The organism is Streptomyces sp. Ag109_G2-15 (genome assembly GCF_900215565.1).
Classification (GTDB): Bacteria; Actinomycetota; Actinomycetes; order Streptomycetales; family Streptomycetaceae; genus Streptomyces; species Streptomyces diastatochromogenes.
In genome coordinates this window covers 229,071-254,473 of the sequence record NZ_OCNI01000001.1, presented here as the reverse complement: position 1 = coordinate 254,473, position 25,403 = coordinate 229,071, and the positions used below count along the sequence as shown (strand labels likewise).

The following is a 25,403-nucleotide window of genomic DNA, read 5'->3' as shown; positions in this document are numbered from 1 at the left end:
CTCCGCCCCTATCCTGCCGATCCAGGGACTGGGACGGCGAACGGGGGACGGGCCGTGGGGGACCAGGTGCGGCAGTGGCTGCCGGCGGTGGGCGCCTTCGTCCTGGGGGTTCTGGTCCTCAAGCTCAAGGACTGGTTCAAACGACTGGTGGACAAGGCCGGGGCCGCACTCTACCGCCGCCTGGCCGGCAGCGCGCTGCTCCGCCGCACGGCGTTACGCCGCTACACGATCAAGACGCACGAACGGCACCGGAGCTTCTCCGTCTCCTTCCAGCCGGCCAGGAACCGGGCCATGGACATGGCGTCCGTATACGTCCCGCTGCGCACCGCCACCGGCTTCGGTGCCGAACAGCGGGAGGCCACGGCCTCGCTGCACGAGTCCCGCCAGGCGGTGGTGCTCGGCGTACCCGGCGCGGGCAAGACGATGCTCCTGCGGCACACGGTGCTGGCCTGGGCCCGCGAGCGCTACCGCCCCGACCTGCCCGCGCGCCGCACCTGGTACGACCCCCGGCGCAGACACCGGGTCGACCTGGGCACACCGACCGACATCCCGGTGCTGCTCTCGCTCCACTCCGTCGACCTGGACGCGGGCGACATCACCGCGCACATCGTCAACCACTTCGCCGACCACGACTTCCCGAACGCCGGCACCTGGGTGGAGCGGGCCCTCGACGAAGGCCGCCTGGCGGTGTACTTCGACGGCCTGGACGAGGTCCCCACGACCCAGCGGCCGCGGGTCGCCGCCGCGATCAGACGCTTCATGAAGGTGTACGACCGCTGCCGTGCGGTGGTGACCTGCCGGGTGGCGGTGTACCGGGGCGAGTTCGCGCAGGAGGCCGTCCCGGTCCTCCTGGTGGAGGAGTTCGACGACCGCCTCATCCAGCGCTTCCTGCACGGCTGGCCCTGGCCGCCGAACCTGGCGCCGGACACGGTCGAGCAGCTGCTGGGCGCCCTGCGGGACACGCCCCAGCTGAAGCCCCTGGCCCGCAATCCGCTGCTGCTGACGATGATCGCCCACCTCTACAGCTACGAGTACGCGGGCACCGACCAGGTCCTGCCCCACAACCGCGCCGACTTCTACAACGAGGTCACGGTCAGCCTGCTGCGGGACCGCGACCTGGAGCGGGTCCGGCGCTTCCCGGCGACGCTGAAGCGCGCGGTCCTGCAACAGCTCGCGCTGGCCGCGCAGAGCGTGCCGTCGGACGCGTACGACCGCCTGGCGATGCCGTACGAGAAGGTACGGCGGGAGGTCGGCGCCGTCCTGGAACGCCTCGGCCGTCCGGTGGAGGAGACCGACGACATCCTGTCGGAGATCGTCGACCGCAGCGGCCTCCTGCTGGCCATCGACAACGGCGAGCGCTACCAGTTCGCCCACCTGACCCTCCAGGAGTACCTGGCGGCGAAGGCCGTCCAGGCCGACGTCCTGCTGGACCGGTACCGCGCCGACCCGCACGTCTGGCGCGAGGTGGTCCGGCTGTGGTGCGGAGCGGAACCCCGCGACTGCACTCCGCTGGTCCGCGAGGTCCTTGCCGTCGATCCCCTGCTGGCCTTCCAGTGCCTGGCCGACGCGCAGCTGATCGACGATGGCCTGGCGGACGAGATCATCGCCTACTTCCATGCGCTGCTGGGAGACGAGTCGGCCTCCTTGGAGCAGGAGGCGGTGGTGGCGGCGTTCGGGGTCGTCGCGGCACAGCGGCGAGCACGGGGTGCCGAGGTGTTCGAGTTGCTGTGCGCGGCGGCTGGGGACACGACGAACCCAGCGCGGGCGCGCATGGCGGTACGGGCGCTGGCGGCGACGAACGTGCTGAAGGCGGCCCGCTTCCTGGCGGAGGGGATAGCGGAGCTGCCGGGGGCGGAGCAGGCGCTGGTGGCGATGGGGGATCTGGCGGTGCCGGCCGTGGAGGAGAGGTGGACGAGCGCGACGGAGTGGGTGGCCCGGGTGCTCTGGCGGGTGCGTACGGAGAAGGCGACGCTCGCGCTGTGGACGGGCCTGACGATCCTTCGCACGTCAGAGAGCAGGGTGGTGGCCGCGTACCTTGCCGACCTGCTGCGCGACCGCGCGCTCGAAGATGTGCTCCGCGGTGCGCGAGTCCTGACGGGGCTCGGGGATCGCTTCGAGTGGGTGTGGAAGCCCTTCGCACGCCGTGGCGACGAGCAGATGACAAGAGCCGTCGGCACGCTGGCGAACTACCTGACCACCATCGCCGCCGACCCCACTGCCACCTTGCCCGCTGATGTCCAGCCGGACCCCCGGATTCTCGTGCCGCTCGCCCTCGTGGATACGCAGGCCGACGCACCTGGCCGGATCGCAGGCCCGGTCGACCGGTGGACGGGGCTGCTGGCCGACCCCGTGGAGGACGTCCGGGTAGGGCAGCGGGCTGAGGGAGCCGTTGTGCGCGAGATGACGAGCGCCCACGCACTGCCTCACTGGCGCGCGTGGCTGATCGACCGGATGCCGCCCCAGGAGGCCCGGCAGACACTGGATGCCCTGCTGACCTCCGGCTACCTCACCAAGGCCATGTGGGAGCGGAGCAAGGACGAGCTGGCCGACCGCAGGAAGCCGGAGTGGACCGAGTTGGCCTTGTGGGGGCTCGCCCTGTACGCGGTCACCGGACTGGGAGCGATTGCCAGGTCCGTCGCCGCACTGCTCGGCTGGCATCCGTGGAACGTGTCCCCGCACTGGATCGCGCCGACGGTAGGCCTGGCGGTGCTCCTGGGGGGCGTGACCGTGTGCGCCCCGCTCCTGGCGACCGGGGAGGATCCGGAAAAGCGCGTCAAGTATGGGGTGCTGACGTGGACAACACTCAGTGTGCCTCTCTCCACCGCCTTCGCCCTTTCGACGCTGCTCGACAACTGGACCGTCGCGGCCGTGGCCATCCTTCTGCTGTTGGTCACGGTCCTGTGCATGCGCCCGGCCTACCGCAGGGTGACGGTCAACCTCAGCCATGAACTACTGCGCCTCATCGAGTCCCTGGCCACCTCCTACGCCCCCGGCCAAGGCCCCGGCGCTTCCACCTCCGCCTCCAACTCCACCTTCGTATCGAACAGCCTGAACCCCCGCCGCTGATAGTTGTCCATAGCGAACTCCCCGTCCTTGCTGCACGTGTGCAGCCACACCCGCTTCGTAGGCGTCCGCTCAGGCCACCGCTCGGCCAGATCCCACGCGCGGGCGGCGCCGTACGACAGCAGGTGGCCCCCGATGCGGCGGCCGCGGAAGGCGGGGATCAGCCCGAAGAGGATGATCTCGACCACGCCGTCGTCCTGCGGGTCCAGCTCGACGTATCCGGCGGGGGTGCCGCGGTCGTAGGCCACCCAGGTCTCCGCACCGGGACGGTCCAGCTGCTCCTGCCACCGGGCGTAGGTCCAGCCGAGGCGGTCGGTCCAGCGGATGTCGCCGCCGACCGCGGTGTAGAGGAAGCGGCTGAACTCCGGGGAGGGGACCTCGGCGCGGACGATGCGGACGTCGCCCTCGGGGGCGGCGGCCGGCAGGAGGTCGGCCGGGGAGGTCTGTTCCAGGGACCAGGTGGTGACAGGGATGCTGCTCATGCGGGCCAGGGAATCATCCCGGCCCGCGGTCTGTCGATCGTGCAGGTCACTCCCTTGATCGCCGCATCGGTCGCCCGGCCCCGCGGCTCAGCCCAGCGAGCCGTCGAGCACCGCCAGGGGCACCGCGAACAGCATCCGGTCCGACACGGACCACACCTCGCCGGTCTCCTGCCAGTAGGAGAGGGAGCCCGCGGACGCGGCCCAGCAGTGGTGGGAGGCGTCCGAGCCGCAGTGTGCCGCTTTCGCCCCCTTCGCGTCCTGCCGCCACAGTCCGCCGTGGCCGTCCCCGGAGCCGGACAGCTGTCCCACATACCAGGACGGACCCTTCGCCCCGGCCTGCCGGTACGACAGCACGCCCCGGATCCCGGTCGCGCGGGTCCGGTAGGCCTCGACCGCGTCCACCCGCCCGGCGGCGTCGGTGGCGAGCAGCCCGGCGCGCGCGGGGTCCGTGCTGAACGCGTACCGCCACAGCCGGGCGTGCCGGGCGCTGCCGGGGGCGGTCCACTCGCCGGCGACCAGGCTGTCGGGTGCCGTGCCCCGGTCCAGTGACAGGCTCGCGGGGCAGGGCGGGCCGGAGGCGGTGCAGCGGCCGGCGAGGTAGCGGTAGGAGCCGACGGCGGGCATCACGTACTCGTAGCCGTCGGCGGACCAGCCGCCGGGCACCCGGCCGATCGCGGGTGTGTCGACCGTGGTGCGCTGGATGCGGTCGAGGTCGTAGACGTAGAGCGCGTCGGCGCTGCCGGTCGTGGTGGTGACCAGGAGCTTGTCCTGGTACCAGACCATGCCGGAGACACCGGAGGCGAGGCCGCGGTAGTCGCGGCCGCCGTCGACGGGGACCACCAGCAGCACCCAGCGGTAGACGGGGCGGTCGGGGTCGTCGGCGTCGACGAAGGCGACCCGGGCGAGGCCGCGCTCGGCGGTGGCCCCGGTGGTGGTGCTGTGGGTCCAGCCGGTGAGGATCGCCCGGTGGGTGCCCCAGACGCCGTCGTCGTCGGCGTCCCCGGAGGTGGTCACGGAGGCCGGTCGCCAGGCGGTGGTGGCGGTGTCGGCCGGGTCCCAGCAGTAGGCGCGGGTGGCGGCCGGGGCGACGGGCAGGGACGCGTGGTCCTCGGAGGTGCAGTCGGCGCTCGCGCTCAGGGTGCGGTCGGCGCTCTGCAGGACGGCGTCCACGCCGACGGGGCGGCCCATGGACGAGGCGAGCCGGTTCAGCGTGCGGGCGGGCACCAGGTGCTCCTGCAGGCGCAGCTGGTCGGTCTCCGCCGGGGAGGTCAGCGGTTTGAGCGCGCCCGGGTTCTCGGCGACGGTGGCCTGTGAGGCGCTGATCAGCGTGGCGGCCGCGGTGAGCGCCAGCGCGGTCCCGGCGAGGAACGCGCGCACGGCTGCGCCCCGTCTGCGCCGGCGGTGTCTGCCGCGATGCTTCATTTTTCCTCCCGAGGCGGGCCAACTGCGCCTGGTGGTCCGTACGTTGACCGAGGAGCAGGTGGGGAGGCCCGTAGCGATGCTACGGCAGCGGCGGGCGCCGCAGGGGCAAGACCCGCAAATATGCGGAAGATGCCCGCCTCGAACCGCCCCCGCGCCCCATGGGATCAGCCAGGTGTCCGGCGCCGTGCCACCGCGGGTGCCGTCGACCGGGGCAGCAGGTCACGGGGGTTGTCGGGCAGGAGCACCTCGATCTCGGTGTTCTCGCAGAAACGATACGGCCGATGTTGCAGAAGATCCCCAAGATATCGGCGAATTCTGGACATTTCCGCTCTTACTGTTACCGTTCTGGATGGATCGCCGAACAGGTCTTCGGCGAGGCCCGCCGCGCCGCGCCCCGACCGGTGTTCGGCGAGCAGGTAGAGCAACTCGGCGTGCCGGGGGCTGAGTTCGCGGGACCAGGAACCCGTCGCCCGGGCCACGGTCACCGAGCTGCGGCCCGGGCGGCTCAGGTCCAGCAGGATCCGGGTGGCGCTGGACGGCAGCGGCTCCTCGGCCACCCGCAGCAGCCAGCCCTCGGCCAGCGGCTCCACCGCACAGGCGCCGAGCGCGGGCAGCCACCGGTGGCCCGGTGTGAGGGACTTGGGCAGCGCCACGCGCCGCAGGTACGGCATTCCGCTCACGGCCGCCGTCCAGCCGTCCCGGTCCACCACCAGGGCCCGCCCGTCCAGCCGGGCCAGCACCGGCGCCGCCACCGCGCGCAGCCGCTCCAGCGAGGCCAGGTGCAGCTCCCGCAGCCGGGCCTCGGCGAGTTTGGCCACCGAGTCCACCCAGGCGAGCGTCGCCGGATGCATGGTCTCCAGCGGGCCGCTCACGTCCACCACCCCGATCAGCCGGCCGTCCCTGGGGTCGGTGATCGGGGCGCCCGTACACGTCCAGGAGGCGTGCGAGCGCACGAAGTGCTCGGCGGCGAAGACCTGCACGGGCCGCCGTACGACCGCGGGGGTGCCCACGCCGTTGGTGCCGACGACGTCTTCCCGCCAGTCCGCGCCCAGCTCGAAGCCGAGCCCGTCGGCCTTGCGCAGCACCGGCGAGGATCCCTCCCGCCACAGAACGCGTCCTTCGGCGTCGGCAACCACCATGATGTGCTGGGCGACGTCCGCGACCGAAAGCAGCCCCTGGCGCAGCACCGGCATGATGTGCCTGAGCGGCGACTCCTCCCGTCTGCGCCGCACTTCGTCGGCCGGCAGCGGCCGGGATCTGAAGTCGTGGTCGGGGTCGACCCCGCTGCGCAGCATCCGTCCCCAGGACTGCTCGATCTCCGGCCGGGGCGCGATCCGCGCACGTTGCCCGGCGAGCGTGGCCTCACGCAACTCGCTCAGCACCCGCGCCGCCTGCGCCGCGTCCACGACGACCAGACGCGCCACGTTCATCGGCGGGTTCACCACTGGGGTCCTCCCGGAAAGGGTGTCGAACACACTTGTCAAGCCGTCCGGGCGGCGGTTTCCGGTCCGACTTCTCCCCACATACTGCCGTCCGGCGCATGCCGGAGGCACAGAGTCCGCGCACAGTCACCAACAAGTTGCAACCCCCTGCAACCCTGGTGAATGGCACGAGGCTGGCTGAGACTTGACCCGGCGCCGCCTTCGGGCGGCGTTTCGTGGCCTCCAACGGGCCCAGGAGGCGGGGGTGGTGCCGTGTCGGCGCAGCACCACCCCCGTACCGTGTCTCCCTGAAAGCGCAGGTCAGCGGGGTCAGGACAGCGGCCGGGCGCGCTCCACCACCGAGGCCAGGTCCAGGCCCTTCGGCAGGGTGCCGAAGGCCGCGCCCCGGTCGCCGCCGAGCCGGGAGGCACAGAACGCGTCGGCGACCTCCGGCGGCGCGAACCGCACCAGGAGTGAACCCTGGAGCACCAGTGCGAGGCGCTCGACCAGCCGCCGGGCCCGGCCCTCGATGCCGTCCAGATCGGCGAGTTCGGTGAACAGGTCCTTCACCGCCCGGTCCAGCCGGTGGTCGGCGCCGTGCGCCCGCCCGATCTCGGTGAGGCAGGCGTCCAGTGCGCCCGGCTCGCGCTGCAGCGCCCGCAGCACGTCCAGTGCCTGAACGTTTCCGGCGCCCTCCCAGATGGAGTTCAGCGGCGACTCGCGCACCAGCCGGGGCAGTCCCGACTCCTCGACGTAGCCGTTGCCGCCCAGGCACTCGGCGGCCTCCACCGCCACCGGGGCGCAGCGCTTGGTGATCCAGTACTTGGCGGCCGGCACCGCGAGCCGCAGGAAGGCACGTTCCTGCTCGCCCCCGTCGTCGTAGGCGGCCGCGAGCCTGAGCGTGAGCGCGGTCGCGGCCTCGGACTCCAGCGCGAGGTCGGCCAGCACGTTGCGCATCAGCGGCTTGTCGACCAGCTTTCCGCCGAACGCCTCCCGGTAGGTGCAGTGGTGGACCGCCTGCGCCACCGCCTGCCGCATCAGGCCCGCCGCGCCGAGCGCGCAGTCCAGCCGGGTCGCGGCGACCATCTCGATGATGGTGCGCACCCCGCGCCCCTCGTCGCCGACCCGGCGCGCCCACGTCCCGGCGAACTCGACCTCGGCGGAGGCGTTGGACCGGTTGCCCAGCTTGTCCTTGAGCCGCTGGATGAGGAACACGTTGCGGGTGCCGTCGGCGAGGACGCGCGGGACGAGGAAGCAGGTGAGCCCGCCGGGGGCCTGGGCCAGGACCAGGAAGCCGTCAGACATCGGCGCCGAGCAGAACCACTTGTGCCCGGTCAGGACGTACGTCCCGTCCTCGGCGAGCGGCCGGGCCTCGGTCGTGTTCGCCCGTACGTCGCTGCCGCCCTGCTTCTCGGTCATGCCCATGCCGAACAGGACGCCGGGCTTCCGCGCCGCGGGCCGCAGCTCACGGTCGTAGACCGTGGACGTCAGCCGCGGCTCCCACTCGGCGGCCAGCACCGGGTCGGCCCGCAGCGCGGGCACGGCCGCGTGGGTCATCGACAGCGGGCAGCAGTTGCCCGCCTCGACCTGGGTCCAGACCAGGAACCCGGCCGCCCTGCGCACATGCCCGGCAGGACGCGTCCAGGCGCCGGTCAGCCCCGCCCCGACCCCCTTGCCGAGCAGCCGGTGCCAGGCCGGGTGGAAGTCGACCTCGTCGATCCGGTGGCCGTACCGGTCGTGCGTGCGCAGCCGCGGCGGATGCTCGTTCGCCTGCACCCCCCACTCCTGCACCTGCGCCGAACCCGAGGCCCGGCCCAGCACGGACAGCTCGTCGCGCACCTCGTCCAGCACATCGGGATCCGCGTGCCGCTCGACCGCCTCGCCGAGGGCCCGGTCGGCGGTGAACAGGTCGTATCCCACCAGCGGAGGGGGCTGGTTCGTCACGGTGTGGGTGGAGTTGCCTGCCATGATTGCGAACCTACCCGGGATCACGGCGGTACGGGTCTCCAGAGTCGCACAGCACCGCCCCCGCCGCGTCGGACCCGGTCACCTGCCCAGGAAGGTGAGAACGGTCCCGTTCGGCGGATACCGTTAGGTCGTGCAGCCAGGAAGTGAAACCCCCGAGCGGCCCGCCGGCCGGCTCCACCGGGCCCGAGCCCTCTACCGCAACGTCTCCAAGCGCAGGACCGCCTGGCTGCTGCTCAAGGACACCGTCAACTCCTGCATGGAGTACCGCATCCTGGGTCTGGCGGCCGAGGCGGCGTTCTTCACGCTGCTGTCCGTGCCGCCGCTGCTGCTGAGCCTCATCGGCCTCCTCGGCTACGTCGACGCCTGGACCGGCGCGGACACCATCCAGAGCCTGGAGAACAACATCCTGGAGGCCTCCCGCACGGTCCTGTCCGACAAGGGCGTGAAGGAGATCGCCGAGCCGATCCTGCACGACGTGATGAGGGGCGGCCGGCCCGACGTCATCTCCATCGGCTTCCTGTTCGCCCTGTGGTCGGGCTCCCGCGCGGTGAACGTCTTCATCGACACCATCACCGTCATGTACGGCCTCGACGGCGTCCGCGGCATCGTCAAGACCCGGATGATGTCCTTCCTGCTGTTCATCGTGGCGCTGCTGATCGGCTCGGTCGCGCTGCCGCTGATGGTGGCCGGGCCGGACGCGGTGGTGGGGGTCGTGCCCTGGTCGGCGACGGTCGTCCAGGTCCTGTACTGGCCCGTCGTCATCGTCCTGTCCATCGTCTTCCTGACGACCCTGTACCACGTGTCCGTGCCCGTACGCTCCCCCTGGATCGAGGACGTCCCCGGCGCCCTGGTCGCCCTGGCCATGTGGGTCCTGGGCAGCTTCCTCCTCCGCATCTACCTCACCAGCACCATCGAGGGCGCCACGATCTACGGCTCCCTCGCCGCCTCCGTCGCCGTGCTCCTCTGGATCGGCGTGTCCGCCTTCGCCGTGCTCGTCGGCGCCGCGGTGAACGCCGCCATCGACCGGGTCTGGCCGGCCGCCTCCACGGCCGCGGCCCGCGCCGCCAACGAGCGGCTGCGCGAGGCGGAGGTCGTCGAGTACGTCGCCCGCGTCGCCGCCGCCCGCGAGGCCGACCCCGACGACCCCGACATGCCGTCCGAGTTCCCCGAGCGCTGGTCCCGCTTCCTCCCCCCGGAGGACGTCACGGCCCGCCTGCGCACCCACGCGAAGAACCCGCACCACCACACACATAAGGCCCACGGGGTGAACGGGGACACGTCACCGAAGTAACGCCGCCCGCTCCCGGGTCACGGCTTCCACACCCCCGCCGCCGCGGCCTCCCGCACGAAGTCCCCGAAGTCCCGCGGCTCACGGCCGAGCACCTGTCGTACCCCGTCCGAGAGGTGGGCGTTCCGCCCGTCGAGCAGGGAAGCGAACAGGTCGACCAGGAAGTCCACCTCCTCCGGCGGCACCCCGAACCCGGCCAGTCGCTCGCCGTACTCCGCGGCCGGCACCGCCCGGTACGACAGCTCCCGCCCCGTCGCCGCCGCGACCTCCGCGACCGCCTCGCCGAAGGTCAGCAGCCGGGCCCCGGAGACCTCCACCACCTGTCCGACGTACCGCTCGCCCCCGGTCAGCGCCGCCACGACCACGTCCGCGATGTCCCGCGCGTCGACGAACGGCTCCCGTACCGCCCCGGCCGGGAACACCAGCTCGCCGTACTCCCGCAGCTCCGCCACCAGCGGGCCCTCGCTGAAGTTCTGCGCGAACCACGCGGCCCGTACGACGGTCCAGTCCGCGCCCGACGCGCGCAGCGCCTCCTCGGTGGGCCGGGCCTGCTGCTCGCCCCGCGCCGACAGCAGCACCAGCCGCCGCACCCCCAGACCGACGGCCTCGCGGGCCAGGCGTCCGACCGTCTCCGCCGCGTCCGGCGCCCCCACGTCCGAGGGGTACACCAGGTATGCCGCGTCGGCGCCGCGCAGCACCTGTGGCCACGTCGACCCGTCGTGCCAGTCGAAGCCCCGCGCCCGCGAGGCCGCCCGGACCGTCAGCCCGGCCACCCGCGCGGCCTCGGCGACCCGGCTGCCCGTACGACCGGACGCGCCGGTCACCACCACTGTCGAACCCTGTGTCTCACCCGTGTTCCGTGTCATGTCCGTCAGTCAACTGCGGCCCCGGACAAGGGACCATCACCGATCGGCTCAGGCGCATAAGCGCGCGTCTACGCTGACCCCATGGACGCTCTCGCAGGCCTGCTGGACGGCCCCCGCGCGCACGGCGCCTTCATGATCCGCGCATGCTTCGAGCCGCCCTGGGCGGTGCGTGTGGAGGACCGCGCCCCGCTGACGGTCATGCTGATGGCGCGCGGCGACGCCTGGATCACCCCCGACGGCGGCGAGCAGGTACGGCTGCGCCCCGGCGACCTGGCCATCGCGCGCGGCCCCGACCCGTACACCTGCGCCGACACCCCCGGCACCGCCCCGCAGGCGCTGATCCTGCCCGGCGGCGAGTGCCGCTACCCCGACGGCAGCTCCCTGAACGGCTCCATGGACCTCGGTGTGCGCACCTGGGGCGACCGCCCGGACGCCCCGACCGTGATGCTGATCGGCACCTACCTGATGCAGGGCGAGATCAGCGGCCGCCTGCTGGACGCCCTGCCCCCGCTGCTGACCCTCCCGGCCGAGGTGTGGCAGTGCCCGCTCACCCCGCTGCTCATGGAGGAGATCGTCCGCGACGAACCCGGCCAGGAGGTGGTCCTGGACCGCCTGCTCGACCTCCTGGTGATCAGCGCGCTGCGGGCCTGGTTCTCCCGCCCCGAGGCGGCCGCACCCGCCTGGTACCAGGCCCTCGGCGACCCGGTCGTCGGCCGCGCCCTGCGCCTGATCCAGGACGACCCGGCCCACCCCTGGACGGTGAACGCGCTCGCCGCCAAGGCCGGGGTGTCCCGGGCGGCCCTGGCCCGCCGCTTCACCGAACTGGTCGGCGAACCCCCGATGGCCTACCTCACCGGTTGGCGTCTCGCCCTGGCCGCCGACCGGCTCCGCGACAGCGAGGACACCCTCGCGGCCATCGCCCGCCGGGTCGGCTACGGCAGCGCCTTCGCCCTGTCCAGCGCCTTCAAGCGGGTGTACGGGGTCAGCCCCCAGGAGCACCGCACGAGGGCGGCGTAACCTGGCGTACGTGTACGAGGAGCGGCCGTCCCGGCTGACCGGCGCGGTGGTGTGGCGGCGCACCCCGGAGCACCTGGAGGGTGTCCGCCCGGTACTGCCCGACGGCTGCATGGACCTGCTGTTCAGCGAGGGCCGGCTGCTGGTCGCCGGACCCGACACCCGCGCGTACGTCCCCGAGGGCCCGCCCCGCGCCTGGGCCGGCATCCGCTTCTTCCCCGGCACCGCCCCCGCCCTGCTCGGCGTGCCGGCCCACGAACTGCGCGACGCACGCGTCGAGTTGACGGACCTGTGGCCCGCCGCCCGGGTGCGGCGCCTGCGCGACCGTATCGAAGCGGCCCCCGACCCGGCGACGGTCCTGGAGGACATCGCCCTGGACCGGGCCGCCCAGTCGCCGCCCCCCGACCCGCTCCTGCACCACCTGGTGGAGTGCCTGGACACGGGCCGCCCGGTGGCGGCGACGGCCACCGAACTCGGCATCGGCGCCCGCCAGTTGCACCGCCGCTGCGTGACCGCGTTCGGCTACGGCCCCAAGACCCTGGCCCGCGTCCTGCGCCTGCAACGCGCCCTCACCCTAGCCCGCTCCGGCGTCCCGTACGCCGAGACGGCGGCCCGCGCCGGATACGCGGACCAGCCCCATCTCGCCCGGGACGTAAGGGAGTTGTCCGGGATGCCCCTCGGAGAGCTACTGAGCGGCTAGCGGCGCGAACAGATCGACGCCGTTGCCGTCCGGGTCGTGCACGGTGGCGTACCGCTGCCCCCAGAAGGCGTCCCACGGCTTCAGCTCCCCGTGGTACCCGGCGCCCACCAGATCCTCGTACACGGCGTCGACCTCGGCCGGCGAGCCGCACCGGAAGGCGAGCCCGACCCGGCCCCCGCCGGCGGGCGGCCGCCACCCGGAGTGGAACGACCGGACGGTCTCCTCGGTGTCCAGCGCGAGCACCAGCCCACCGGGCAACTCGGCCTCGACATGCGGCTGGTCCTCGGCCCCTGCGGGGAAGACCAGCCCGAGGCGACGGTAGAACGCGAGCGAGGCGGCCAGGTCGGAGGCCACCACGCCGATCACGGCGAATCGTGGAGTCATGGGTTCACCGTAGGCAGGGGCCGGATGCCCGGTCTTGAAGGAATCGGACACGGCGTCGCCGCCGACGGATAACCGGTTGCACCCGCCTCCCCCCGCCGGAATGATCCATCCGTTCGATCGAGGGGGAGTGGCTGTTGGCCGACGTGTTCGTGTGTGACCGGTGCGGTACGGAACTGACCGTGCCCGTGTCGAGGGTGGCGCTTCCCGTGCGGGCCCGACAGCACTACGGGCACGAGATGCTCCCCGCGCTGATGGAATCGGGAACGTACGCCGTCGACTCCAAGCCCTGGGGGCCGCCCTGGCGTCCCTGGGATGAGGTCGGCGAGGAGGGGGCGGCGGCCGAGGGGGTGTTCGCTCCGGTGTACTCCCTGCCCTCCGGCCCGCCGGGCGCGGTCGTCGTCGCGCCGGGCGACATCCGGGGCACCGTGCTGATCCCGGGCCACGACGGCTACTGCCTGGGCCTGGACGGCAGGGACGGCCCGAACCTGGCCTGTGAGGAGTGCGGCCAGGCGGTGGCGACCAGGATGGACGACTGCTCGCTCTGGCAGGCGGTGTGGCTGCATCCCGCCGCCGTACGCCGCGTTCCGGGCTCCGCTCCCCGGGTCATCGACTGGGACACCGTGGTGGAGCAGGGGCGCAGCACTCCGCCCGTCGAGCAGCCCGGGTTCTGGAGCCCGCAGTGGGAGGCGGCCGCCGGTGTGGCCCTCGCCCACCTGTTGGTGGCTTCGGCAGGCGCCCGTGTGGCCCTGCCCGGCGGACTGGTCACGGACATGTTCGGCCGCGCACTCGACGTTCTTCTCCCGCCCGGGCGCCCGGCCCGTACGGTGGCCCTGGCCGGCCCCGGTCTGTCCGCGCCGGGTGCGGACATCGCGCTGGTCCCGGTGCATCCGCAGACGGGCGAGGCATGGCAGCCACCCGGCGGCCCGGCGACCGTACCGCTGCCCGCCGACGTGTGGCTGGGCCTGGCCTTCCCCGCGGACCACCCGCGCCTGCCGGTGACCGGCGGACTGCCCCGCGGCGTCGAGCGCGACGATCCATTGCCACTGCGCCCGAGGTGGACGTTCTGGCCCGACCGCCGCCTGTTCCTGTACACGCTGGCCAGACTTCCCGCCGTACGGCAGCCGTGGCTGCGCGGGATCTACGACCAGGCGGGGGACTGCTTCACCTTCCCCTTCCGCCTGTTCTAGACCGTCTCACTCACCGGCCGAATTCCGCTGCCGCACCAGGCGACGGGCCGACTGCTCCGCCTGTTCCGCCCGGGACATGATGCGCGTCTGTTTCCTGGGCCACCACGTCAGTTCCACGAGGAAGAGCAGGACGAACAGCCACGACACCCATGCCTCCCGCGTCGATCCGGAGGAGGCGTCGATCACCGCGAGAGCCACGGCCAGTCCGGCGAAGATCAGGGCCACCCAGAGCAAGAGGCGGTCTTGTTCCCGTGCTGTCCGCAGGCCGTCGCAGTAGTCGATGACGGCAGGCGCCAGCCGGGCGTCACCGATGTCCTCACCACGTCGGGCGGCGCGCACCACCGCCGACCGATCCGCGGGCTCCAGGTCCCTGGCCCCGGGCCAGACCCTGCCCATCCGTCGGGCCACCCTGATTCCGTAGAAGGGGCCGAGGACGAGAACCGCCGCGACCGCGCCCACCCATGACCCCGACTCGGCCAGTACGAACGCGCCGAAGAAGACACCAGCCGGAAGCCCGACGCTCACTGCCCTGCGCACCGGACCGCCTCGCCAGACCCAGCCGGGGAGGACCACGATCACAGCCTCATGCTGGCACACGGAGGGCACGCGGGCTTCCGGGGCTCAGCCGAAGGTGACCGGCCCTTCCGGTGTCCGGACGGTGAACGAGATCATGAACGGCCCCTCACCGAGGGCCAGCTCGGTGCCCAGCGCCGACAGCAGGGGCCGTACCTTGTCCGGCTCCGGAGCCGTGGCCGTCACCTCCAGCAGCGGGGTGACGGGCAGTCCCGAGGCGGCGGGGTGCACCGAGCCGCCCCAGTCGATGAGGAACGGGACCAGTCCGGAGGGATGCCCGCTGCCGCTGTCGGTGAGCCGCCACCGCAGCAGGGTGCCGTCGGGGGTGCGACGGCTCATCGGGTGGATGGGCCCGGGGTCGTATCCCCGCTCGCGTGCAGCCGCGATGGCCGCCTCCAGGTCGGGTGGGCTGATCGCCCAGGTCACCGTGGCCGGCCCGGCCAGCCGGTCCACCCCGAACGGCCTCAGCTCCACCGGCTCCGGCTGCTCCGGATCCGGCCCGATGATCTCCAGATAGCTCCGGCCGCCCAGCCCGACCAGGTAGTTCCGCGTGCCCAACCCGACATGCACCCCACCGGGCGCGGGCGTCACCCCGGTCCGCGACGCGAACTCGGCGACGGTCGCGGGCAGATCGGGTGTGGCGAGGACGAGGTGGTCCAGCAGCGGAGGGATGGGATTCATTCCGGCGAGGTTAGAGCATGGCGCCGTACACCATCCGGCCGTTGGGCCGGCATCGCACCGACGTCCTCATTGCCCCTGAGGCCCTGGCCTTGTCCGTGCGCTATGTTCCACACCGTTCGTAGGCGGGTATTTCACACGCCCGGCGTGTGCCGAGCGGGGGGACGACAAGCAACACGGGGGGCAGCCGTGCCTATGTGGCCCGGGGAGCGGCGACGACAACTCACCGCCGGTGCCGTGGCGGTGCTGATCGCCGCTGCCTCGGCAGCTGTGTCGGCTCTGGCCAACTTCGTTTCACCCATGATCGCCGCAGTGCTCGGTCTCGCGGCCGGCGGCCTCGCGGGAGCGGGAACGCTCTGGTGGGAGGAGCGCAGGGAGCGCGACGACGCGCGGCGCACCTGGGAAGCGGCAGTGACCACAGGTCCCGCCAGTGGCGTGGACGGGGCAACCGCGACCAGCAGTCTGCTGGCCGCCGTGAACCCGGACCAGCAGGTGGTGCCGTTCTCACCGCTGCGCGGTGCCGACGTACGCGCCTTGGTCCACTGGTGCAGAAGCAGTGACTCACGTCGCGTGTGGCGGGTGGCAGGCGATGCCGGCACCGGCAAGACCCGGCTCCTGCTGCAAGCCGCACACACGCTGACGGAGGAAGGGTGGAGGTGCGGCTGGGTACGTCGGGGAAAGGCCGCCGACGCGGTGGCAGCCGCCGCTCTACGAGGCGGAAGCGGGCCGGTCCTGCTCGTCGTCGACGATGCCGACACCCAGCCGGACCCTGGCGACCTGGCCGCGATGCTCAGCGCGGTCGCGAACGAACCGCCCGAAGTCCGGCTCCGGGTGGTGCTGGCGGCCCGGGACTTCGGCGGCTGGTGGGGAGGACTGCGCGAACGGATGGATCCCGCCGCCCATGCCGGCCTCAAACCGCCCGGGAGCACGCATCTGACCCCCATGGGCAGCGACGTACCCGGTCAGCAGCAGCTCTTCCAGCGAGCCGTCAATCACTACGCCGACCACTTCGGTGGTGCGCCGCCGGCCGTCACGCTGACGGGCATCACCAATGCCACCCCCATCGCCGAACTCCACGCCGCAGCCGCCAGTGTCGCCTTCCACGGCCTGTCCGGCAGCGTCCCGATCAGCTTGGCCCTGAGCCGGCTGTTCCAGTCCGAGGAGACGTGGTGGCAAAGCGACGCCGCGAATTGGAACGTCACCTTTCCCCTTCCGGTGTTGCAGGCGGCCATCGCTGCGGCCGCCTTGATCGGCGCCGACGACAAGGCCCAATTCGTACGCCGGCTCAGATGCCTGCCCGGCCTGGCCTCCTCCCCCGACGAGCGATTGAGCGAACTCGCCCTGTGGCTGCACCAGCTCTATGCCCAACGCGGCGGCGAATGGCTCGACCCCCACCTTCCCGCGCGACTCGCCGAGCGCTACATCGCGAGCTGCGTGGCGAGCCGGCCCTCACTGCCGTCGGCGCTCGCCTCCGCGGCCCTTCTCACCTGAGGGGTCCACCATGACTCAGCACGACCACGACCACGACCACGACGCCGGCTCAGGCCGCGCCGGCCGACTCCTTGCCCGACTCGCGCGCGCCGCGCGGCACTCGCCGGACGCGGCCCGGGTCGTCACCCAGGTGATCGCGCACCAGCCAGAGACCCTGCTGCCCGTCGCTCTGACCGTCGCACGGGACGGTCATGGCCCCATCGACGACGCGATCGCCGTAGCGGTCGAGTCAGCCGAGCTGTCCTACGCGTCCTTGCTCGCGCTCTACCGGCCGCTTCCCATCTCGACCACGTCTCTGCCGAACACGGCTCTCGTCCTGGCCAGGCAACTTTGCGACCGAGCCGCCGAGGGCCCGAAACGCGCCCGTGCGCTCCAGTTCCTCGGCATCGAGTTGTCCGAGGTGGGTCGGTTGCGGGAGGCACTCGCGGTGGCGGAGGAGTCGGTGGCACTCTGGCGAGCGCTCGTCGAGACCGAGCGGGACGCCCACGCCCGGGGCCTTGCCAGGGCTCTGCACAACCTCGGTGATCACTTCTCGGAGGTGGGCCGTTGGCGCGAGGCACTGGATGCGACCGAGGAGTCGGTGATGTTGTGGCGTGTGCTCGTCGAGCGTGACCCCGATGCCTACACCCGCGGCCTCGCTGACGCCTTGCACAACCTCGGCCACCAGTTGTCCGAGGTGGGTCGGTTGCGGGAGGCACTCGGGGCGACGGAAGAGTCGGTGGCGTTGTGGCGTGCGCTCGTGGAGAACGACCCGGACGTGTACACGTGTGACCTCGCTGATGCCCTGCACAACCTCGGCCACCACTTGTCCCAGGTGGGTCGGTCGCGGGAAGGACTCGGGGCGACGGAAGAGTCGGTGGCGTTGTGGCGTGCGCTCGTGGAGAACGACCCTGATGTGCACACCCGCGATCTCGCCCACGCCTTGCACAACCTTGGTGATCACTTGGCCGAGGTGGGTCGGTCGCGTGAGGCGCTCGATGCGACCGAGGAGTCGGTGGCACTCTGGCGGGCGTTGGTCGAGAGAAACCCCGTTGTGTACACGCGCCGCCTCGCCGACGCCCTGCACAACCTGGGCAGCCAGTTGTCTGCGCTGGGCCGTTGGCGTGAGGCGCTGGATGCGACCGAGGAGTCGGTGGCACTCGGGCGCGCGTTGGTGGAGGAGAACCCCGCTGTGCATACCAGCGGCCTCGCCGAAGCCCTGCACAGCTACGGCGATCACTTGGCTGAGGTGGGCCGTTGGCGTGAGGCACTGGATGCGACCGAGGAGTCGGTGGCATTTTGGCGGGCGCTGGTCGAGAACGATCCCGTTGCGTATTCCCGCGGCCTCGCTGATGCCCTGCACAACCTCGGCCACCAGTTGTCCCAGGTGGGTCGGTCGCGTGAGGCGCTGGATGCGACCGAGGAGTCGGTGGCACTCTGGCGGGCGCTCGCCGAGGACGACCCCGATGCGTACACCCGCGACCTTGCCCTCGCCCTCTTCAACCTCGGCCACCATCTGCGCGAAGAGGGAGGTCTCCCAGCTGCTCTCGAAGCGGCAAAGGAGTCCGTGGCACTGTGGCGAGTACTGGCCGAGACCGATCCCGAAGTGAACACCCCCGAACTCATCGACGCTTTGCGTAGCCTTGGAACCGTACTCACCAAGGCCGGGAAACGCCGTGCTGCCTTTGATGCGAACACCGAAGCAATCGCCCTCGGCAGAGTTCAGAATTCATCGCTGCCTCCCTCCGTGGTCTCAGCTCTCACCAAGCTCGAATTCAGCCTGGACGCCGAAGTCGACAGGGAATGACCCACCGTCAGGCCCGCCTGGACAGCTTCGGGAACGCGATGGACACGGAGCGTGACTCTCGTCCCGCGAACATCGAAACTCGACCACATGACACCTCGACTGCTGATCTACACCCGCACCACCGACTACCGCCACGACTCCATACCGGACGCCGTCAACGCCGTAGGCACACTGGGGGAGTTCACCGTCGAGCACACGGAGAACCCCACGGACCTGGAGCGCCCGCTGGAGGCATACGCGGCCGTCGTCTTCCTCTCCACCAGCGGTGACGTGCTGACCCCCGCCGGACGCGAACGGCTTGCCGCATACGTCGAGTCGGGCGGCGGCTTCGTCGGGGTGCACGCGGCCGCGTGCACCGAGTACGGGTGGCCGTACTACGGCGAACTCCTCGGCGCCCGCTTCGAGCGGCATCCGGAGTACCAGCCCGGGAAGGCCGTCGTAGAGGACCCGGAGCATCCCGCGACCCGGCAGCTGCCCGCCGTCTGGGACTTCAGGGACGAGTGGTACGACTTCCGGTCCAACCCGCGAGGGCGGGTGCGGGTGCTGCTGCGGGCGGACGAGGCGTCGTACGCCGGGGGAGGGATGGGAGCTGACCATCCGCTGGCCTGGTGCCGCCGACAGGGGGACGGACGGGTGTTCTACACGGCCCTCGGACACGCCGCCGAGGCCTACCGTGACCCGGACTTCCTGAGTCACCTGAGCGGCGGTATCGCCTGGGCGGGACGGCTCTCCGAGTGACGTTTCTGCGGTGAACCCGTTGCGCCATTGGGGTGAGTAAAGCTCGCGTATAACGCAGGTCACGTGTGGATCTAGGGATGCTCTTGCCTTGGTAAAGGGCGTCGAGACGCGGTGGCCCGACCCCCGGTCCCGCGTCACCCACCCACAGGAGGAGCCGGACCTTGACTTACGGGAAAAAGCTGCGCGAGCGGATCGCCGGGCCCGGGACCACACCGCTGATCGGCGTGTACGACATGTACTCGGCCTCGATCGCGGCCAAGCACTACGACGGGATGTTCGTCTCGGGCTTCGGCTTCGCGGCGTCGTACTACGGGCTGCCGGACATCGGGTTCATCGCCTGGCCGGACATGGTGGCCTTCGTCCAGCGGCTGCGGGGCGCGTTCCCGCACCACCACCTGCTGGTCGACATCGACGACGGGTACGTCGACCCCGAGGTCGCCTGTCACGTCGTGGAGGGGCTGGAGCGGATCGGCGCCTCCGGGGTGATCCTGGAGGACCAGAAGCGGCCCCGCCGCTGCGGGCACGCGGACGGCAAGCAGGTGCTGCCGCTGGAGGAGTACCTGGAGAAACTGGAGAAGGTGCTCGAAACCCGCAAGGATCTGGTCGTCGTCGCCCGCACGGACGCCACCGACGAGCACGACATCCTGCACCGGGCCGAGCGGCTCGCCGCGACCGACGCCGACGTGGTCCTGGTCGACGGGGTGCGCAGCGTCGAGTGGATCAAGCGCATCCGCGAGGTGGTCGGGGACAAGCCGCTGCTGTTCAACCAGATCGCCGGCGGCAAGTCGCCCCGGCTGTCGCTGGGTGAGCTGTCCGACCTCGGTGTCGATGTCGCGATCTACAGCACCCCCTGTCTGTTCGCCGCGCACGAGGCGATGGACTCCGCGCTCGCCGAGCTGAAGGCGGAGGACGGGCGGCTGCCGCAGGTGGATCCGGCGAGCGGGGTCGGCGTGAAGGCGTCGACCACGCTGCTGGAGCGGAACATCGCCCCCGAGCGGCTGCAGCCCGAGGGCGTGGGCGTGTGACGCGCGGTGCCGGGCCCCGGCTCGGGGCGGCGACGGTGATCGTGGCCGCGCTCCTCGGGGCCGGTGCCGCGCCCGCGGTCGCGAACGGGAGCAGTCTGATCACCGTCATCGACAACTCGCAGTCGGACTCGATCCTGGAGGTCGACCGGACGCTCAACTTCCAGACCGGAAAGGGCACCGCGGGCAGCGACCACGACGGCAGCGCGGTGGACGCCATCCAGGCCCTCTTCGGCGACCTCGAGCGGGACGACGAGGACTGAGACAGGGGAGTGCGAAGGTCGGGCCGGGCACCCCGTGCGGGGGACGCCCGGCCCTTCTGCTCTGCCGTGCCGTTGAACCCTTTCCTCAGTCCTCGCGGAGGTCCGGGCGGCCGTTCTCGTCCAGCTCGACGTCCTCCTTCGGGTCGTGCTCGTCGCCGGGGGCGGCCACGGTGGTGCGGTGCTGTGCGGGGGCGAGGATCCGGCTCGCGGCCTGGGCGGTGCCGTAGGCGGTGACCAGGGCGACGGCGGCCGCGGCGAGGGCCGCCGCGGTGCGGGGGGTGGGATTCATGCCCGGTAAACGATCTTGGGTTGGGGGCGGTCACCGCGCTGCGGCCGAACGGGCTGCGGGCGGCGGGGCCGTACTCGCCCGCCGTACCAGCCGGGTCGACAGTTCCGTCCGCGTCCCCTCCGGGCGCTCGCCCTGCATCATCCGCACCAGCAGCCGCAGCGCGGTCGCCGCCATCTCGGCGAGGGGCTGGCGGACGGTGGTGAGCGCCGGGGTGGCCCAGCGGGCTTCGGGCAGGTCGTCGAAGCCGACCACGCTGACGTCGTCCGGGACCCTCAACCCCCGCTCGGCCAGCGCGGTGTACACCCCGAGCGCCATCCGGTCGGAGCATACGAACACCGCCGTCGGCGGCTGAGGCAGGTCCAGCAGTTCATGCATGCGCAGCCGGGCGGTCGGCTCCTCGAACCCGGCGTGCCGCACGTACTCGGCGCGGTGCCGCACCCCGGCCGAGGCGAGCGCCGAGCGGTAGCCGGCCACCCGGGCGCTGCTGCACATCTTGCGCCGCTGCCCGGCGATCACCGCGATCCGCTCGTGCCCGAGGGCCACCAGATGCTCGGTCGCGCTCACCCCGCCCTGCCAGTTGGCGGCCCCCACCGACATCACCCCGGCCGGCGGCTCGTGCACGGGGTCGATCATCACGAACGGGATGCGGTGGTGGTCCAGCCAGGCGTACTGGGCGGGGGACAGCTCGGCCAGGTTGAACAGCACGCCCGAGGAGCCGCGTGCGGTGAGCTTGTCCAGCCAGCCGCGCCCGGGCTGTTCTCCCCGGGCGCGGTTCAGGCTCGCCGAGACCACCACTTCCAGGCCCGCCTCGTACGCCGCCTCCTCCACTCCGTGCAGTACGGCACCCGACCAGGAGCTTTCGAGCGAGTGCACCACCAGGTCCACCAGGGCCGGCGCCTTCGCCGCGTCGAAACGGGGTCTGCGCACGTACCCGAGCCGGTCGAGCGCCTCGGTGACCCGGCGCCGGGTCTCGGGAGCCACGTCCTCCCGCCCGTTGACCACCTTCGACGCGGTTGGCACCGACACCCCCGCCTCGCGGGCGACCACCGCCAGCGTCGGCCCGGCCACCACGCTCGCACTCCCCGCACGGACCATAGGGAACCCGCCTCTCCGACCCGCCCTTGGGCCATCGAAAGTTGCGACCAACGCTGCTTCCGCGGCCTGCTCACCGAGCATGCAGAAAGCGCTTCCTACGATAGATGCGCGTCAACACGGCGTGAAGACATGGGAATTCACGGGATGGTGGGCGGGGGGACTTTCGAAACTTCGAACAGGGTGGGGTCCGGTCGGCTGTGGCTCACCCTAGGGCGATGCGGGTCAGCCAGTAGTCCTTGGGCGCGATGACCTCTGTTCCGGAACCGGTGAGGGTGGTCTTGCCTCCTGCCTAGAAGCGGACGGAGCCGTCGGAGCGACGGTGTTACGAGGCCTCTTGCACCTTCCCCCCACCGAGACGGAGATCACGCCCCGGTTGGCGCCTGCTTGGTCCCTGAACTTCGCAGGAACTGGTGCGGAGCCCATGAAGACCTGCCATTCCCCCGACTTGAGGACGGTGAAATCTGCGTCCACGACGCCCTCGAGTTTCCACCCTCGCTGGTGCAGGCGACTGGCGAAGCGGACAAGCTTGGCCTGCCCGGGGACTCTCGGTGTCAGAATCACGCCTGCGACCAGGCAGGGCGAGACACCGTCGGCGGCCGCACGCTTGCTCCGCGCAGCGCCCACGCGGGCCTCTCCCACACCGACGGAGGCGAAGCGAAGGTCGCTCAGCACCTCGTCGGCGGTTTTCTCCACTGCCTGCGATGGCGATACCGTCGCGGAGGCCGGTGACCGGCGTCCCGCAGGCGTCGCGCTGTTTCCGCATCCTGCAAGGAGCAGCATCACCGCAACCGTGCCTGTCACAGCGCAGCGTCCGAGCCCTCTCAATGCCCCACCCCTGTGCGATAAAGACCGGTCCAGCTCCAGGTCGGTGGGCATTCTGACATGATCAAGCAGGACTCGCGCGCACGTGCCCTCAACACCAAGCGCGGCCCGAATGGGTCACCAGCACTGGTGTCAGCACCAAGGGATTCTCGGGAGCCTGATACGGGATCACCCAACCTCAATACCGCCGGAAAGCCTTCAGCTCACAGAGATTCGTCCGTGGCGCCAGCCGGGTGTCGCCACGGGACTCAGCGTCCCCCGATCCAGCTTCGTCAGCGCGATCCCGGCGAAGCATCGGCGCACGGCCGATCATGCGGTCGGCGAGGCGGGTTTCGTGGTGAAGGCGATGCTGTCGGGTATCCCGGCGGCCCGGCAGAGGGCCGTGTCCTCGGTCCAGGAACGGGTACCGCTTCGGCGTCCCACCTGGCCCTCGACAGCAGGTGCTGGAGACCGTACGGAGTGGTGTCCCCGGCAGGCTCTGTGAGTGTCCACCAGTTCTTGCGTGGCAGGTCAGACAACAGCCCGAGCACGAACGACCGTGCCCGGCGCTGTGGTTCTGCCAACGGGCAGGATCCATGCTGTGCCTCAGCCGGCCCCCGGCAAGATCGCACCTTACGGCTGGAGCACCAGGTCGCGCTGATACCAGGTCCCTGGCTTACCGCCGAGGTGGGCCGGGTCGGCGGGCCGGAAGGGGACGAACCCGGCTTTGGCCAGCACCTTCTGGGACGCGCCATTCGGCCACGAGTACGCAGAAGGCACAGATGCCGGCCTCCTGCTCGGCCAGCAAGGCGTGGTACCGGTCGGCGAACTGGTCGAAGAAGTCGTCGCCGCGGTCGGAGACCGAGGCAGCGAAGTAGGCGCGGTTCGCCAGCTCGAAGGCCAGGACCGCCGGGGCATGACCGGCATGCAGCCGCTTCAGCTCGGGCAACCGGAGTACTAGATGGTCCGGAACCACTCGAACGACGTGGCCGCCGCGTAGTACCAGTCGCCGGCCCTGACCAGCGAGGCGTCGGGATCGAAGCCACGGCTCACGGGATTGCCCAGCACTGTCACTTGAGCGCCCCCAACGTCACCCCCGTCCGCCAATACCTCCGCATGGCCACCATCATCACCGCCATCGGCACGATCGACAGCAACGCCCCCGTCAGCACCAGGCTCGTCAGGTCGACCCCCGACTCCAGGCGCTTTCCGGTCCAGTTGTACAGGCCCAGGTTGAGCGTCCAGTTCTCCTCGCCGCGCAGCACCGTCAGGGGGAGGAAGAAGGCGTTCCAGGTGTTGACGAAGGCCAGGAGGAAGACCGTGGCGCCGCCGGTCGTCATCATGCGCAGGACGATGGTGAAGAAGATCCGCAGCTCGCCCGCGCCGTCGATGCGGGCCGCCTCCAGGATTTCGTACGGGACGGTGGATTCTGTGTACACCTTCGCCAGGTAGACGCTGAACGGGTTGATCAGGCAGGGGATCAGCATCGCCCACGGGGTGTCCACCAGGCCGATCTGGGAGAAGAGCAGGTAGAGGGGGAGCGTGAGCAGGGCGATCGGTACCAGGAACGAGCCCACCACGCAGGCGAACACCGCCCCCCGGCCCGGGAAGTCGAAGCGGGCCAGGCCGTAGCCGGTGGCGAGGGCGATCAGCGTGCCGCCGAGCGAGCCGACGCCGGCGTACAGGAACGAGTTGGCCGTCCAGCGCAGGAAGATGCCGTGTTCGTAGGTGAACAGCTGGCGCAGGTTGGACCACAGGTGCATGCCTGAGAACCACAGGCCGTTGCTCTGGTACAGGTCCGTCCGGTTCTTGGTGGCGGCGACCAGCAGCCACCACACCGGGAACAGGCTGTACGCGCTGGCCAGCACCAGCCCGAGGAGCAGGAAACGCTGGCCGCCGCGGGAGCGGGAGGCGGGATCGGGGCGGGTCAGGCGGCGGACCGGGCTCGCCTGGCGGCGTTCTTCGGTGAGCGTCATCAGTCGGCCTCTCGCGCGGTGAGCCGGTAGAAGAGGAAGGAGGCGACGCCGAGGATCAGGGCGAGCAGCACCGAAAGGGCCGCCGCGTAGTGGTAGTTGCCCGCGTTGAACGCCTGGTTGTAGATCACCATGATCGGGGTGAAGCTGTCGCCGACCGTTTGGGGAGTGACGTTCCGGAACAGGGCCGGCTCGTTGAAGATCTGCAGCATCTGGATGATCGACAGCATGCCGGTGAGGACCAACGCGCCTCGCACGTACGGGACTTTGATGCTCAGGGCGATCCGCGGCTCGGAGGCGCCGTCCAGTCGGGCTGCCTCGAACAGCTCGCGCGGTACGGCCTGCAGTGCCGAGTAGATGATCACCATGTTGTAGCCGATGCCGTGCCAGGTCAGCAGGTTGCCGATGGACGGCCAGACCATGGACGGGGCGAAGAAGTTCCAGGTCAGACCGAAGACCTTGCCCAGCGGGGTCAGCGGGCCGACGTCCGGGCTGTACAGGTTGATCCACACGATGGCCGCGACCACCCCGGGGATCATGTACGGCACCAGCAGCAGAATCCGGAACCGGCCCGCCACGCGCGAGGACAGCGCGTCCAGGAAGAGTGCGAGGAGGAGGCTGATCAACAGCATGACCGGGATTTGTACGCAGGCGAACAGCAGCACCCGCAGCACGGAATGGAGAAATGCCGAATCCGTCAGGCCCTGACGGTAGTTGGCCAGTCCCGAGAACTTCTCGGTGGCGCCGCCGAGGCCCAGCCCCGACTGGTGCTCGCGGTACAGGGACTGGTAGACCGCATAGCCGATCGGGATCAGGTACAGGAACACGAAGCCGAGCTGGAAGGGCACGGTGAAGGCGGCGCCCTTCCAGCGCTGGGAGCGGACCATCGGCCTCTCGCC

The 25,403-nt window shown here is 71.2% G+C and carries 22 protein-coding genes and 2 pseudogenes; 10 read left to right on the top strand and 14 right to left on the bottom strand.

Features of this window, described 5'->3' with window-relative positions; translation table 11 throughout:
• Positions 1 to 54 precede the first annotated feature (54 nt).
• A complete protein-coding gene (locus CRP49_RS01040; RefSeq protein WP_097251718.1) occupies positions 55 to 3,066 on the top strand; it encodes an NACHT domain-containing NTPase in 3,012 nt (1,003 codons plus the stop codon).
• Here CRP49_RS01040 and CRP49_RS01035 read toward each other — a convergent pair.
• From CRP49_RS01035 to CRP49_RS01020, 4 genes are all read right to left on the bottom strand, one after another.
• On the bottom strand, positions 2,982 to 3,545 hold the full coding sequence (locus tag CRP49_RS01035; protein ID WP_097251717.1) for a GNAT family N-acetyltransferase: 564 nt from the start codon (positions 3,543 to 3,545) through the stop codon (positions 2,982 to 2,984). The genes CRP49_RS01040 and CRP49_RS01035 overlap by 85 nt on opposite strands.
• 87 nt (positions 3,546 to 3,632) lie before the next feature.
• On the bottom strand, positions 3,633 to 4,967 hold the full coding sequence (locus CRP49_RS01030) for a hypothetical protein (protein ID WP_097251716.1): 1,335 nt from the start codon (positions 4,965 to 4,967) through the stop codon (positions 3,633 to 3,635).
• Between the two features lie 164 nt (positions 4,968 to 5,131).
• A complete protein-coding gene (locus CRP49_RS01025) occupies positions 5,132 to 6,397 on the bottom strand; it encodes a GAF domain-containing protein (protein WP_179851461.1) in 1,266 nt (421 codons plus the stop codon).
• A 321-nt stretch (positions 6,398 to 6,718) separates the two neighbouring features.
• On the bottom strand, positions 6,719 to 8,356 hold the full coding sequence (locus CRP49_RS01020) for an acyl-CoA dehydrogenase family protein (protein ID WP_097251714.1): 1,638 nt from the start codon (positions 8,354 to 8,356) through the stop codon (positions 6,719 to 6,721).
• Positions 8,357 to 8,486: 130 nt separating this feature from the next.
• Here CRP49_RS01020 and CRP49_RS01015 point away from each other — a divergent pair, with 130 nt between their 5' ends.
• On the top strand, positions 8,487 to 9,647 hold the full coding sequence (locus CRP49_RS01015) for a YihY/virulence factor BrkB family protein (protein ID WP_097251713.1): 1,161 nt from the start codon (positions 8,487 to 8,489) through the stop codon (positions 9,645 to 9,647).
• A gap of 17 nt (positions 9,648 to 9,664) precedes the next feature.
• On the opposite strand, the gene CRP49_RS01010 is transcribed toward CRP49_RS01015, so the two are convergent.
• A complete protein-coding gene (locus tag CRP49_RS01010) occupies positions 9,665 to 10,510 on the bottom strand; it encodes an NmrA family NAD(P)-binding protein (protein ID WP_097251712.1) in 846 nt (281 codons plus the stop codon).
• Positions 10,511 to 10,591: 81 nt separating this feature from the next.
• On the opposite strand from CRP49_RS01010, the gene CRP49_RS01005 reads away from it, so the two are divergent.
• Positions 10,592 to 11,527 carry an AraC family transcriptional regulator gene (locus CRP49_RS01005; RefSeq protein ID WP_097251711.1) on the top strand — a complete coding sequence of 312 codons (936 nt, stop codon included), beginning with the start codon at positions 10,592 to 10,594 and terminating at the stop codon, positions 11,525 to 11,527.
• Between the two features lie 10 nt (positions 11,528 to 11,537).
• On the top strand, positions 11,538 to 12,224 hold the full coding sequence (locus CRP49_RS01000) for a helix-turn-helix domain-containing protein (protein ID WP_097251710.1): 687 nt from the start codon (positions 11,538 to 11,540) through the stop codon (positions 12,222 to 12,224).
• Here CRP49_RS01000 and CRP49_RS00995 read toward each other — a convergent pair.
• The gene (locus CRP49_RS00995) at positions 12,210 to 12,608 is read right to left on the bottom strand and encodes a VOC family protein (RefSeq protein WP_097251709.1); all 399 of its coding nucleotides are present in this window, start codon (positions 12,606 to 12,608) and stop codon (positions 12,210 to 12,212) included. The genes CRP49_RS01000 and CRP49_RS00995 overlap by 15 nt on opposite strands.
• A gap of 179 nt (positions 12,609 to 12,787) precedes the next feature.
• Between CRP49_RS00995 and CRP49_RS00990 the strand changes: the two genes are divergently transcribed.
• Positions 12,788 to 13,795, top strand: a complete 1,008-nt coding sequence (locus CRP49_RS00990; RefSeq protein WP_143669943.1) for a hypothetical protein — start codon at positions 12,788 to 12,790, stop codon at positions 13,793 to 13,795.
• Between the two features lie 6 nt (positions 13,796 to 13,801).
• Here the strand turns inward: CRP49_RS00990 and CRP49_RS00985 are convergent, their stop codons facing one another.
• Positions 13,802 to 14,374 carry a hypothetical protein gene (locus CRP49_RS00985; RefSeq protein WP_143669942.1) on the bottom strand — a complete coding sequence of 191 codons (573 nt, stop codon included), beginning with the start codon at positions 14,372 to 14,374 and terminating at the stop codon, positions 13,802 to 13,804.
• A 42-nt stretch (positions 14,375 to 14,416) separates the two neighbouring features.
• Positions 14,417 to 15,049, bottom strand: a complete 633-nt coding sequence (locus CRP49_RS00980) for a VOC family protein (protein ID WP_097251706.1) — start codon at positions 15,047 to 15,049, stop codon at positions 14,417 to 14,419.
• A 234-nt stretch (positions 15,050 to 15,283) separates the two neighbouring features.
• On the opposite strand from CRP49_RS00980, the gene CRP49_RS46685 reads away from it, so the two are divergent.
• The 5 genes from CRP49_RS46685 (at position 15,284) to CRP49_RS00960 (ending at position 20,346) form a co-directional block, all read left to right on the top strand.
• Positions 15,284 to 16,537 carry an ATP-binding protein gene (locus tag CRP49_RS46685; RefSeq protein ID WP_179851460.1) on the top strand — a complete coding sequence of 418 codons (1,254 nt, stop codon included), beginning with the start codon at positions 15,284 to 15,286 and terminating at the stop codon, positions 16,535 to 16,537.
• A 10-nt stretch (positions 16,538 to 16,547) separates the two neighbouring features.
• Positions 16,548 to 18,323, top strand: a complete 1,776-nt coding sequence (locus CRP49_RS00975) for a tetratricopeptide repeat protein (protein WP_179851459.1) — start codon at positions 16,548 to 16,550, stop codon at positions 18,321 to 18,323.
• Between the two features lie 87 nt (positions 18,324 to 18,410).
• Positions 18,411 to 19,061 (top strand): ThuA domain-containing protein, encoded by a 651-nt coding sequence (locus tag CRP49_RS00970; protein ID WP_097251704.1) that lies wholly within the window; start codon positions 18,411 to 18,413, stop codon positions 19,059 to 19,061.
• 161 nt (positions 19,062 to 19,222) lie between these two features.
• Positions 19,223 to 20,086 carry an oxaloacetate decarboxylase gene (locus CRP49_RS00965; RefSeq protein ID WP_097251703.1) on the top strand — a complete coding sequence of 288 codons (864 nt, stop codon included), beginning with the start codon at positions 19,223 to 19,225 and terminating at the stop codon, positions 20,084 to 20,086.
• On the top strand, positions 20,083 to 20,346 hold the full coding sequence (locus CRP49_RS00960) for a hypothetical protein (protein ID WP_097251702.1): 264 nt from the start codon (positions 20,083 to 20,085) through the stop codon (positions 20,344 to 20,346). Before CRP49_RS00965 ends, CRP49_RS00960 begins: the two co-directional genes overlap by 4 nt.
• Positions 20,347 to 20,431: 85 nt before the next feature.
• Here the strand turns inward: CRP49_RS00960 and CRP49_RS00955 are convergent, their stop codons facing one another.
• The 6 genes and pseudogenes from CRP49_RS00955 to CRP49_RS00935 form a co-directional block, all read right to left on the bottom strand.
• Positions 20,432 to 20,635 (bottom strand): hypothetical protein, encoded by a 204-nt coding sequence (locus CRP49_RS00955; RefSeq protein ID WP_097251701.1) that lies wholly within the window; start codon positions 20,633 to 20,635, stop codon positions 20,432 to 20,434.
• Positions 20,636 to 20,665: 30 nt separating this feature from the next.
• Entirely contained in the window at positions 20,666 to 21,730 is a 1,065-nt protein-coding gene (locus CRP49_RS00950) for a LacI family DNA-binding transcriptional regulator (RefSeq protein ID WP_097251700.1), read from the bottom strand.
• A 1,226-nt stretch (positions 21,731 to 22,956) separates the two neighbouring features.
• Positions 22,957 to 23,115, bottom strand: a pseudogene (locus CRP49_RS47630) (IS701 family transposase); the annotation flags it as partial.
• A gap of 49 nt (positions 23,116 to 23,164) precedes the next feature.
• Positions 23,165 to 23,480, bottom strand: a pseudogene (locus tag CRP49_RS47625) (hypothetical protein).
• Between the two features lie 121 nt (positions 23,481 to 23,601).
• The gene (locus tag CRP49_RS00940; RefSeq protein ID WP_097251699.1) at positions 23,602 to 24,507 is read right to left on the bottom strand and encodes a carbohydrate ABC transporter permease; all 906 of its coding nucleotides are present in this window, start codon (positions 24,505 to 24,507) and stop codon (positions 23,602 to 23,604) included.
• Positions 24,507 to 25,391: a carbohydrate ABC transporter permease gene (locus tag CRP49_RS00935; RefSeq protein WP_097251698.1), complete on the bottom strand. Its 885-nt coding sequence runs from the start codon at positions 25,389 to 25,391 to the stop codon at positions 24,507 to 24,509. The genes CRP49_RS00940 and CRP49_RS00935 overlap by 1 nt, the downstream gene beginning before the upstream one ends.
• Positions 25,392 to 25,403: the final 12 nt, after the last annotated feature.